The 10,335-nt window shown below is 56.8% G+C and carries 10 protein-coding genes and 1 pseudogene; 2 read left to right on the forward strand and 9 right to left on the reverse strand.

All coding sequences use genetic code 11. The annotated features are described in order from the left end of the window. Positions 1–82: 82 nt before the first annotated feature. The 9 genes and pseudogenes from BOW53_RS11395 to rsxA form a co-directional block, all read right to left on the reverse strand. Positions 83–625 (reverse strand): annotated as a pseudogene (locus tag BOW53_RS11395) (molybdenum ABC transporter ATP-binding protein); the annotation flags it as partial. Further along, entirely contained in the window at positions 622–1,296 is a 675-nt protein-coding gene (gene modB / locus BOW53_RS11400; protein ID WP_078488109.1) for a molybdate ABC transporter permease subunit, read from the reverse strand. The pseudogene BOW53_RS11395 and the gene modB, both read right to left, overlap by 4 nt. Before the next feature lie 10 nt (positions 1,297–1,306). Then, on the reverse strand, positions 1,307–1,567 hold the full coding sequence (locus tag BOW53_RS11405) for an RnfH family protein (protein ID WP_078488110.1): 261 nt from the start codon (positions 1,565–1,567) through the stop codon (positions 1,307–1,309). 12 nt (positions 1,568–1,579) lie between these two features. After that, positions 1,580–2,272: an electron transport complex subunit E gene (locus tag BOW53_RS11410; RefSeq protein WP_078488111.1), complete on the reverse strand. Its 693-nt coding sequence runs from the start codon at positions 2,270–2,272 to the stop codon at positions 1,580–1,582. Next, positions 2,265–2,936 carry an electron transport complex subunit RsxG gene (gene rsxG / locus BOW53_RS11415; protein WP_078488112.1) on the reverse strand — a complete coding sequence of 224 codons (672 nt, stop codon included), beginning with the start codon at positions 2,934–2,936 and terminating at the stop codon, positions 2,265–2,267. The genes BOW53_RS11410 and rsxG overlap by 8 nt, the downstream gene beginning before the upstream one ends. Next, on the reverse strand, positions 2,936–4,021 hold the full coding sequence (locus BOW53_RS11420) for an RnfABCDGE type electron transport complex subunit D (RefSeq protein ID WP_078488113.1): 1,086 nt from the start codon (positions 4,019–4,021) through the stop codon (positions 2,936–2,938). The genes rsxG and BOW53_RS11420 overlap by 1 nt, the downstream gene beginning before the upstream one ends. Continuing rightward, positions 4,018–5,523: an electron transport complex subunit RsxC gene (gene rsxC / locus BOW53_RS11425; protein WP_245832131.1), complete on the reverse strand. Its 1,506-nt coding sequence runs from the start codon at positions 5,521–5,523 to the stop codon at positions 4,018–4,020. The genes BOW53_RS11420 and rsxC overlap by 4 nt, the downstream gene beginning before the upstream one ends. Position 5,524: 1 nt before the next feature. Continuing rightward, positions 5,525–6,055, reverse strand: a complete 531-nt coding sequence (gene rsxB, locus BOW53_RS11430) for an electron transport complex subunit RsxB (RefSeq protein ID WP_078488114.1) — start codon at positions 6,053–6,055, stop codon at positions 5,525–5,527. A 14-nt stretch (positions 6,056–6,069) separates the two neighbouring features. After that, positions 6,070–6,648 (reverse strand): electron transport complex subunit RsxA, encoded by a 579-nt coding sequence (gene rsxA / locus BOW53_RS11435; protein WP_078488117.1) that lies wholly within the window; start codon positions 6,646–6,648, stop codon positions 6,070–6,072. 376 nt (positions 6,649–7,024) lie between these two features. Here rsxA and nifL point away from each other — a divergent pair, with 376 nt between their 5' ends. Together nifL and nifA are read left to right on the forward strand one after the other, a co-directional pair. After that, entirely contained in the window at positions 7,025–8,659 is a 1,635-nt protein-coding gene (nifL, locus tag BOW53_RS11440; protein WP_078488115.1) for a nitrogen fixation negative regulator NifL, read from the forward strand. 1 nt (position 8,660) lies between these two features. Beyond that, positions 8,661–10,223, forward strand: coding sequence for a nif-specific transcriptional activator NifA (gene nifA / locus BOW53_RS11445; RefSeq protein ID WP_078488118.1), 1,563 nt, complete (start codon positions 8,661–8,663; stop codon positions 10,221–10,223). The last annotated feature ends 112 nt before the right edge of the window (positions 10,224–10,335 follow it).

Raw genomic sequence — 10,335 nt, forward strand, 5'->3', positions numbered from 1 at the left:
CGGCGGAATACGAAAAGCAGTATTATGACAATATGGATGGGTCTGCCATGGTGGCATGACTCAAACTAAACACCCTCCGGTTTTCCCGGGGCGATTCATCCAGGTAGGGCAGGATCGCTTGTTTCGCTCCATGGTCGAGGGCGGAGAGCGGCTCGTCCATCAGTAACAATCTAGGAGAGGTGAGCAGGGCGCGTGCGATGGCCACCCGCTGTCGTTCACCTCCTGACAATCTGGATGCGGCTCTCTCCAGCAAAGGGTCTATACTCAGCAGTTCCACTGCATTGTCGAACTTTATTTTGCGTTCTCTGGCAGGGATCTGACGCCATCCATACTCCAGGTTCTGTTTCACTGACAGGTGGGGAAAGAGACTCGCCTCCTGAAAAACATATCCAAGTGGCCGCTTGTGTGTCGGCAGGAAACGTTTTGCCTCCTGCCAGACTTCACCGTTGATCTTCACGGTGCCGTGATCCGCTCTTATGAGTCCTGCGATGGACCGAAGAACACTGGTCTTGCCGGAACCGGAGTGGCCGAACAGGGCGGTCACACCCGTTGCCGGTGTGCTGAACATTACCTCTAATCTGAAATCGCCCAGGTTGTGAGCGAGGGAGACTTCGATGTCACTCATGGGCCGCCTCTCCTCAGCCGCTTCTCGATGAGATACATGGACAGTACTACCAGGAAAGAGAAGAGCAGCATGCCACCGGACAGCCAGTGCGCTTGGGTGTATTCAAGCGACTCGACATGGTCGTAAATGGCCACGGAGAGCACTTTGGTCTCGCCGGGGATGTTGCCGCCGATCATCAGGATGACACCGAATTCACCCACGGTATGGGCAAATCCGAGAACAGAGCCGGTGAGAAATCCGGGGCGTGCAAGCGGAATTGCGATATCGAAGAATCGCTTCAGAGATGATGATCGCAGGGTCGCTGCTACCTCCAGGGGACGCTCACCCATGGATTCGAAGGCGTTGCGAATGGGCTGCACTACGAATGGCAGTGAGTAGATGACGGAACCCACGACCAATCCGGCAAATGTGAAGGGCAGGGTGCCCAGCCCCAGGCTCTTGGTGAACTGCCCAGTGAGACCGTCAGGTCCAAGCATGATCAGAAGGTAGAATCCCAGGACCGTCGGTGGCAGCACCAGAGGGAGGGCGACCAGGCTGCCGATCAGTTCTTTCCACCAGGATCTGGAGGTTGCAAGCCACCAGGCCAGTGGTGTTCCCACCACGAGAAGTATGGCTGTTGTCGTTGTGGCGAGTCTCAGTGTCAGCCAAACAGCCTGCCAATCAATCTCCATATCTCTTCGTTTACTCGTCTCGTCTTTCAACCAGTTCCGGGTCGGCTGTTATTTCACGGTAGATCTCGATTCTTGCGCCCTCTTCAACAGGTGCATCCAGTTTCGTCACCTTGCCGAAGATGCCCACCATCTGTTTTTCCAGGTCGATGTCGGGGAATTGCTCCAGCATGCCGGAGTGCTGGATCACTTCGAGCACAGTACTGCCATCTGGTACTTCCAGTTTCAGCCAGACCTGTTTGAGTCGGTCTGCATAAGCCACACCAATATTCATGTCAGCGAACCTCTAGGTGGGTTCGGCTGCAGCCGAATCTTCCGGTTTTGAAGCAAGCCTCTTACGTTCGTCGAGAACACGGTCCACAAACCGTTTACCAGCCAGCAGAAAGCCAAGTACGATAAAGCCGCCCGGCGGAAGGATGATCAGCAGGAAACCCTTGTAGTCCTGGATCAGGATCAACTCCATGAAAGAGGCCCATGAACCGAGCAGCATGGCGGCGTTGGCAAATAGGGTGCCGCTGCCAAGCACCTCTCTCGCCGCACCCAGCAGCACGAGCACCAGGGTGAAACCAGCGCCCATCATCAAGCCGTCGAACAGGGAAGGGAGCATGTTATTGCGCGATGCGAAGGATTCCGCGCGGCCCAGGATGGCGCAGTTGGTGACGATCAATGGAATAAACAGTCCCAGCACCTTGTGTAGGTCGTGAACCCAGGCGTTCATGAACATATCCACCAGGGTGACCAGTACTGCGATGATCAACACGAAGACAGGAATGCGCACCTGTGGCGTGATGATGCCCCTGAACAGGGAGATCAGAAGGCCAGAAGCGATCATCACCACCGTCGAGGCCAATCCCATACCCAGCCCGTTGCTGGCAGTGCCGGTAACGGCCAGCAGCGGACAGAGTCCAAGGGTCTGGGCAAAGACGATGTTGTTGTCCCAGATGCCGTCTTTGGCAATGCGCCCGTAGTTACTACTCATCGTTGTTCACCCCGCTGCGAGCCACGGTATCGGTATTGGTTACGGGAGGTTGGAGCAGTGCTGCACTGTTCTCCTTGTAGAAGACCAGTCCGTTTTCGATCGCCTTCAATACCGCACGGGGTGTGATAGTGGCGCCACTGAAAGCATCGAACTGTCCGCCGTCTTTCTTCACCTTCCACTTCTCCCGGGGAGGATTGCCCAGGGAGAGCCCGTTGAAATCGAGAATCCAGTCATCCTTCCTCACCTCGATCTTGTCGCCCAGGCCCGGTGTTTCGGCGTGGGATAGCACCCGTACGCCGAGCACCTTGCCCTGGGCATCCAGTCCCATGATCAAACGTATCTCGCCGGCATAACCCTGGCTGCTCATCTCGTAAGCCATGGCACTGACCTGCTTGCCCCGGGTGCCCCGGTAGATGGTGATGGGGTCACCGGTCGCCCTCTCCAGTTGCAGGGGGTTGTCCAGCAGGTTGTTGTCGTAGTGTTCGGCGGGTACCACCTCTTCCAGGGATGCCAGCAGGTCCTCTTTCTGGCGCTCCAGGATCACATCCTTGGTGGCCATGTTGCCCGCCACCAGCATCACGGTGGCCAGGATGGAGAATCCGCCCAGGAGCATCGCCTGGTAACCGATGCGTTTACGGTATTGGGGTTCGACCGGTGTACCCATCAGGCTTCCCCTCCCTTTTCTGCGTAACTCAGGGGTTCGCCCTTTCTGGTGCGGCCATAGATGCGCGGTTTGAAATAGTGATCAATCAACGGCGTGCAGGCATTCATCAGCATCACGGCGAAGGCCACCCCCTCGGGGTAGCCGGCAAAGGTGCGGATTACGTAAACCAGCAATCCGCAGCCGGCTCCAAAGATCAGTTGCCCACGGACCGAGACGGGTGAAGTGACCAGTTCGGTGGCGATGAAGAAAGCGCCAAGAATGGCGGCACCCGACATCAGGTGGGTCAATGGTCCCACGTAAGTGTCCGGATCAACCAGGTTAAAGATCCCTGCGCAAAGGGCGAGGGTGCCCAGCATGGCGAGAGGGATGTGCCAGGTGATCACACGCTTGTAGATCAGGAACAGGCCACTCAACAGGAGCAGCAGTGCCGAGGTTTCACCCAAGCTGCCGGCGGCGTTGCCCAGGGTGAGTTGCCATAGTGTATCGGCATCGCCAGCGGCCTGGTCTATGGTCAGGCCACGGCTCAGTTCTGTTTTGTAATGGCCCAGCGTGGTTGCGCTGCTGATGGCGTCGAGTTGGCCTGAACTGCCGAAGGTGATGGAAAGGCTCTCCAGAAACCCGGGGGCCTGGGCAGAGAATAGGGGCACTGGAGGATTGAACAGGGTCATCTCCAGAGGAAAGGAGATCAGCAGTGCCACACGCGCCACCATGGCCGGGTTGAAAAGGTTCTGTCCGATGCCTCCGAATACCTGCTTGCCTATAACAATGGCAAGCAGTGCGCCCACTACGCCGATCCACCAGGGAGCCCAGGGGGGGAGTGTAAGGGCCAGCAGCCAACCGGTGAGCAGCGCGGAGCCATCGAGAAGAAAGGGGCGGGGAGGTCGCCCCGAAATTTGCAGTGAGACTGCCTCTGCAAGAACCGCAGCGAGCAGCGTTACGGTAAAAAGGAAGATCGCTGGCCAGCCGAACAGGTAGAGGCTGAGCAGCGTGGCGGGCAGTAGCGCGAGCATCACCAGTATCATGGTGCGGCTGACGCTCGTGGGCGCATGGGTATAGGGTCCTGGTATTAGTGGGTCTTCTCTCATGCCTGGGCCTCTGCTGCGGCCGCCGCCTCAGCTTCACGTTGCTTCTTTTCCTCCATCTCCTTTTTGCGTTTCATCATCGCCTCGCGCTTTGCTTTCTTGGTGGCTTCCATGCGTACCGTGCGTGCCTCTGCGAGGCGCTTGATCTCACCCTGTTTGTGCTGTGTGCGCTGTCTCGATGCGAGCTCGCCTTTCGCAAAGTTGAAGTACTGCACCAGGGGTATGTGGGAGGGGCATACATAGGAGCAGGAGCCGCACGCGATGCAGTCGAGCAGGCCCAGGGAGACCGAGTTGTCGAGGCCGCCAGCGCGGATGTTGGCTGCCATCTCCAGGGGCACCAGTCCACAGGGGCAGGCCTGTACGCAACTTGCACAGCGGATACAGGGCATCTCGGGGGCAGCCTGGATCTCGATGTCAGTCAACGCCAGAAGCCCGTTGCTACCCTTGACTGCGGGAACCCTTGTGCTGGGTAGAGGCTGGCCCATCATTGGACCACCACTGATCAGCCTGGCGGGTTCCTGCCTGTATCCGCCGCAATACTCGATGAGACTCTCCAGTGGCGTTCCCAGGGGAACGCGAAGGTTGCGGGGATTGCAGATCGCGTTGCCACTGACTGTCATCACACGGGATATCAGTGGTCGTCCATGACGCAGGGCATCGTGTACCGCGAGGGCCGTAGCTACGTTGTGTACCACGATACCGATGTCGGCGGTCAATCCCCTGGCCGGTGTCTCCTGTCCGGTCAGTGTCTGTACCAGGTGTTTTTCTGATCCCATGGGATAGCGGGTCGGTAGGCCTACCATTGTGATGTTCGGGTGGCCCCTGGATGCCTGCTTGATGGCTGCCTGGGCCATTGGCTTGTTGTTCTCGATGGCAAACAGCACCTTCTCTACGCTCAGGGCGCATGCCATCAGTGCCACGCCGTCGAGTATCTCTTCAGGCTGTTCACGCATCAGACGGTCGTCGCAGGTCAGGTAGGGCTCGCACTCCGCACCGTTTATGATCAGCGTATTTAGCTCGTAGCGCTTGCGCAGGTTGAGCTTCACAGCAGACGGAAAGGTCGCGCCACCCATGCCCACGATACCGGCCTGTGCCACTCGTTGGGCGATCTCTTCCGGTGATAAAGTGAACGGTTCTGTAGCCGGCTCAGGAATATCTCCCCACTCGTCGTTGCCGTCGGGCTTGAGGGTGATGGTCCTGACTGAAAGGCCCGAGGCGTGGTGCGCCGGGTAGCCGCCCACGCCCATGATGCGCCCTGAAGTAGGTGCATGTACGGGTGCGGAGATGGCACCCTGGCTTCTGGCCAGCAGTTGTCCCTTTTTCACCAGTTCGCCGCGTCTGACCAGAGGATTGGCCGGTGCGCCGATGTGCTGTTGCAATGGAATATGCAGCAAATCCGGCATGGGTAGGTTTTCTATGGGCTGCTCAGCACTCAGCGACTTGCGGTCGTCAGGATGAACGCCACCGCGAATCTTGAACAGCTTGATCAACTTCCCGCTACTCATGTCAGGCCGCTTTGGCCGGTTCCGGCCAGTACCAGGTTTGCAGGGTGTGTTTCACCGGGCGCATCTCTATACATTCTGTTGGACAGACGTCGAAGCATTTCTCGCAACCGGTGCAGGCATCGGAAAATACCGCGTGGATCTGTTTCGGGCCACCGAGAATGGCGTCGGTTGGGCAGCGCTTGAAACACTTTGTGCAACCAATGCAAAGGTTCTCATGTACGTAGGCGATCATTGGTGTTTTCTCTTCCACGCCGGAAAGATCGACACTCACACCGAGCTTCTCTGCAAGTGTCTCAACCAGCGCCTTTCCGCCGGGAGGACACATGGTGACGGGTGCCTCGCCGTTGGCTACCGCTTCGGCTGCAGGTGTGCAGCCGGGATAGCCGCATTGACCGCATTGGGATCCGGGGAGCAGTTCTTCGATCTCGGCAACCAGCGGGTTGCCCTCCACGGCCAGGTATTTGGCCGCAACACCCAGCATGGTTCCCATGGCGATTCCCAATGCGGTGATGATCAATATGGCGGCGGTCATTTATCAAGCACTCCTCAATTTGGTGTCAGTCCTGCAAAGCCCATGAAGGCTAGTGACATCAGGCCCGCAACGACATAGGCGATGGGTGCGCCTGCAAATGCGGCAGGTACGTTAGCCAGGGCGAGCCGCTCTCTAAGGCCGGCGAACATCACCAGTACCAGTGTGAAACCCATGGCGGAGCCGAAGCCGTAGAGCAGGCTCTCAAGGAAACTGTTCTCCTGTTGCACATTGAGCAGCGCGACACCGAGCACGGCGCAGTTGGTGGTGATCAGGGGCAGGAAGATGCCCAGCACCTGGTAGAGGGCGGGGGATGTTTTGCGTACTGCCATCTCGGTGAACTGCACCACCACCGCAATCACCAGGATAAAGGTGAGGATGCGCAGGAATCCCAGGTCAAGGGGAGTGAGGACGTAGTGCTCCAACAGCCATCCTGCAAAAGCGGCCAGGGTCAGAACGAAGGTGGTGGCAAGTCCCATGCCGAGCGCGGAGTCCAGCTTGTTGGACACGCCGATCAGGGGGCAGAGCCCCAGGAACTTGACCAGCACCACGTTGTTGGTCAATGCGGTGGAGAGGATGATGAGGAAATATTCCATTTGATCCATCGTTTGCGGTTTCGATGGAATCCTTTCAACAAGAAATATGCCAAACAGCGGGCGTTTATTCCCATGTAACCCTTCACTCTCCTGTTCAGGGAGGCTATGGCACTGAAATGAAAGACGAAATTTTCCAGGACAGTACAGCTGGAATGGGGGTGGGTTACCGGGAGAGAGAAGTGATCGAAGTGCCGGATGCTACGGAATTGTAGGGTTCAATACATTCCTTTACTTCCTGTCTGTCACGTTAACTACAAGATTTTGCTTTGTCCTCTTTTTAAACCCAACAACAGTTCATCTCTGTGCATGGTACGGCTTTTGCACAACTAGGAAGCATGTTTTGTTTTTTACGATTTGCAATCGGAGTTAGTCGGTAATGATTCAGCGCAATACCACCTTAGCCAATGGCGAAATAATCGATGCTATCAGCCGCTTTCTGGAGGCGCCGCCGGAAGGGACGCCGGCAGAGATCATCGAGGCTTTCGACATGGCCGGTACACGGGAGTTTTTGCCACCCAAGCTTTTTCTGGAGACGGTGGAACAGGCCCCCGTGGCGATTTCAATTACCGACCCTACTGCCCGTATTCTCTATGTAAATTCAGCATTTGAGCAGCTCACCGGCTACATGAGAGACGATGTGATCGGTCAGAACGAATCGGTGCTCTCAAGCAAGTCGACCCCTCTTTCCGTCTACCAGGATCTGTGGGAGACCATCCAGAATCAGCGTGTCTGGCACGGCACCCTGGTGAATCACCGCAAGAGCCATGAGGAGTACTTGGCCGAACTGGTAATTTCTCCGGTGCTCAATCCCAAGGGCCAGATCGCCTATTACCTTGGTATGCACCGGGATATTACAGAGATGCACCAACTTGAACAGCGGCTCAAGTTCCAGAAGGAGCTGACCGAAGCCGCCCTGAATGCCGCTCCCATGGTGGTTGCCATGGTTGGATCCGACAGAAAGGTGCTGATGGACAACCACGCCTACAAGGCCCTGCTTGGGGACTTCAGGGGTGTTGAGCCCACGACGCTCTTTCTGAATGCCCTGGAGCAGCAACTCGGTTTCGATCTAAGCAATGTATGCCAGGTGGGTGAGGGCTTCGGCAATATCGATGTGCGACTGGATCCGCCCGGAGGCGCATCCCCCCGCTGGTTCTCCTGCTCTGGCGTGCGGGTTGCCGAACTGGACGAGGCGGCAAACAACTACTTCAAGCGGTCGAATAAGGCGCGTTGCTGCCTGCTGCTGATCGCCAACGAGGTGACCTCCAGCCGTCGGCGTATCAATGAAGCTCGGCTAAACATGATTCGCGCCAACATGGCGGAACAGCAGATGGTGCAGACTATGCGGGAAGCCATCTCTGGTGCAATCTTCAAACTCCAGGTCCCGCTTAACGTGATCAAGGCCGCATTGGCGATGCCGGATAGTGGTGGGGAAAAGAGCAGCCTGCGCGATGTTCTTCGACAGGCGCTCGAGAGCGGTAACGAGGCGATGGACAGTCTGCATAGTTCATTGCCGAGTCCCACCATGGAGCAGACCTATACGGTCAATATCAACGAGATCGTGCACGAGGTGATCAAGCTCACCACGGAGAAACTGTTGGCGTCCGGCGTTGTTGTCGATTGGCGTCCGACAGCGGTGCTGCCGTCGATTATGGGCAGGGAAAATGTACTGCGTGGACTGTTTAAATATCTCATCGACAATGCGGTTGAGGCGGTCAACGAGGCCGGGAGACCCTATCGTGAGATACGTATCGAGACCCGCGAAGAGAATCAAGAACTGGTCGTTGAGGTGATGGACAACGGCCCGGGTGTTCAGCAAAGCCAACGCATCAAAGCGTTCGAACCCTTTTTCTGCGGATGGACCCATACAGGTGAACACGCAGGGATGGGATTGACCATGGCCCAGGAGGTTGCAATCGGTCACGGCGGTAGTGTCGAGATCGACCCTGATTTCCTTGGTGGCTGCCGCGTATTCGTCAGGCTTCCCGTCAATGGCGCGGAAGGAGATCGATGAGATGACCCCGAGTGATGCAAACAGTATGGTGTATATGGAAAGCAGGCACCGATCGTTCCTGGAGAGTGAACTGGAAAGCCTCTATCTGGTCAGCCAGATCCTAAGCCGTTCTCTAAATTTCCGCGAGACGCTTAGCGAAGTGCTTAACGTTCTGAATGATGCGGGCAGCATGCGCCATGGCATGATCAGCCTGCTGGATGAAACCAGTGGTGATTTGCTGGTTACGGCACTGCACGAGAATCCGGAGCCGCTCAATGCAACCCGTTATAAGCCTGGTGAAGGTGTTGTAGGTGCCATCATGGAGAGTGGCGAACCCCTGGTGGTGGAGCGGATCTCTGAAGAGGACCGGTTTCTCGACAGACTGGGTGTCTATGAATCAGACCTGCCATTCATCGGTGTGCCGATCCAGATCGGAGATCAGACGACAGGCGTATTGGCAGCCCAGCCATCGGATGAAGTCAGTGCCTTGGCCATGCATCGGCGTTTTCTGCAGATGGTTGCCAATCTCGTTGGTCAGAGCGTACGCCTTGCGAAAAAGGTCGAAGACGAACAACTGGCCCTTAAGAGCGAGTGTGACTCCCTGCGACGCAAGGTGCGCGGTGAGCACGGTTTCTCAAACATGGTCGGTCACACCCCAAGCATGCGCCTGGTATTCGACCAGGTGCGCCAGGTAGCCAAGTGGAACACAACGGTACTAATCCGCGGCGAGTCCGGTACTGGTAAGGAACTCATTGCCAATGCAATCCACTACAACTCCCCCCGATCGAATGGTCCCTTTATCAAACTCAACTGTGCCGCACTGCCGGATACCTTGCTTGAATCCGAACTGTTCGGTCACGAGAAAGGGGCATTTACCGGCGCGGTGAGTCAGCGCAAGGGGCGCTTCGAGCAGGCACATGGCGGCACCATCTTCCTCGATGAGATCGGCGAGATCTCACCTGCTTTTCAGGCAAAGCTGTTGCGTGTATTGCAGGAGGGCGAGTTCGAAAGGGTAGGCGGTGTAAAGACCCAGGCGGTGGACGTACGTGTTGTGGCTGCCACCAACAAGGATCTGGAGACGGAAGTGCAGGAGGGAAGCTTTCGCGAAGACCTCTACTACCGTCTCAACGTGATGCCCATCAATACACCACCGCTCAGGGAGCGTAGCGAGGATATTCCGGACCTGGCCCGTTTCCTGGTTACCAAGATTGCAAAGAGCCAGGGTCGCGGGTTGGAGGTTGAAGATTCTGCCCTGGGGTCACTCATGCGCTACGACTGGCCAGGAAATGTGCGTGAACTGGAGAACTGCCTAGAGCGCGCTGCAGTTATGAGCGGTGACGGCAGGATCGACAAGAATGCGATAAATCTCACTGGGCTTCAGAGCGGTCCTACTCAGGCTGTCACACTCTCCACCGTCAACAGTGTTGATATCGACGATCCAGAACTTGATGAACGCGAGCGAGTTATCGCAGCGTTGGAACAGGCCGGATGGGTACAGGCCAAGGCGGCACGCCTGCTGGGCATGACCCCCCGCCAGATCGGTTATCGTATCCAGACCCTGAATATCAAGGTCAGGCAGATCTGATAACTTAAGGCAACTCTGTTGAATTGCGCCCAAAACTGACCCACCTACCCCCATAATTTGCATCGAATTTTGACCCACGTACAACTCTACCTGCATCAAGGCTTTGCAGGAG

It is taken from the genome of Solemya velesiana gill symbiont, assembly GCF_002020805.1.
GTDB lineage: Bacteria > Pseudomonadota > Gammaproteobacteria > Chromatiales > Chromatiaceae > Sedimenticola_A.

What these genes read in the sequence shown, in the direction of transcription:
- modB (WP_078488109.1), bottom strand. Translation starts at nt 1,296, where the DNA reads ATGGAGATTGATTGGCAGGCTGTTTGGCTGACACTGAGACTCGCCACA.
- BOW53_RS11405 (WP_078488110.1), bottom strand. Translation starts at nt 1,567, where the DNA reads ATGAATATTGGTGTGGCTTATGCAGACCGACTCAAACAGGTCTGGCTG.
- BOW53_RS11410 (WP_078488111.1), bottom strand. Translation starts at nt 2,272, where the DNA reads ATGAGTAGTAACTACGGGCGCATTGCCAAAGACGGCATCTGGGACAAC.
- rsxG (WP_078488112.1), bottom strand. Translation starts at nt 2,936, where the DNA reads ATGGGTACACCGGTCGAACCCCAATACCGTAAACGCATCGGTTACCAG.
- BOW53_RS11420 (WP_078488113.1), bottom strand. Translation starts at nt 4,021, where the DNA reads ATGAGAGAAGACCCACTAATACCAGGACCCTATACCCATGCGCCCACG.
- rsxC (WP_245832131.1), bottom strand. Translation starts at nt 5,523, where the DNA reads ATGAGTAGCGGGAAGTTGATCAAGCTGTTCAAGATTCGCGGTGGCGTT.
- rsxB (WP_078488114.1), bottom strand. Translation starts at nt 6,055, where the DNA reads ATGACCGCCGCCATATTGATCATCACCGCATTGGGAATCGCCATGGGA.
- rsxA (WP_078488117.1), bottom strand. Translation starts at nt 6,648, where the DNA reads ATGGAATATTTCCTCATCATCCTCTCCACCGCATTGACCAACAACGTG.
- nifL (WP_078488115.1), top strand. Translation starts at nt 7,025, where the DNA reads ATGATTCAGCGCAATACCACCTTAGCCAATGGCGAAATAATCGATGCT.
- nifA (WP_078488118.1), top strand. Translation starts at nt 8,661, where the DNA reads ATGACCCCGAGTGATGCAAACAGTATGGTGTATATGGAAAGCAGGCAC.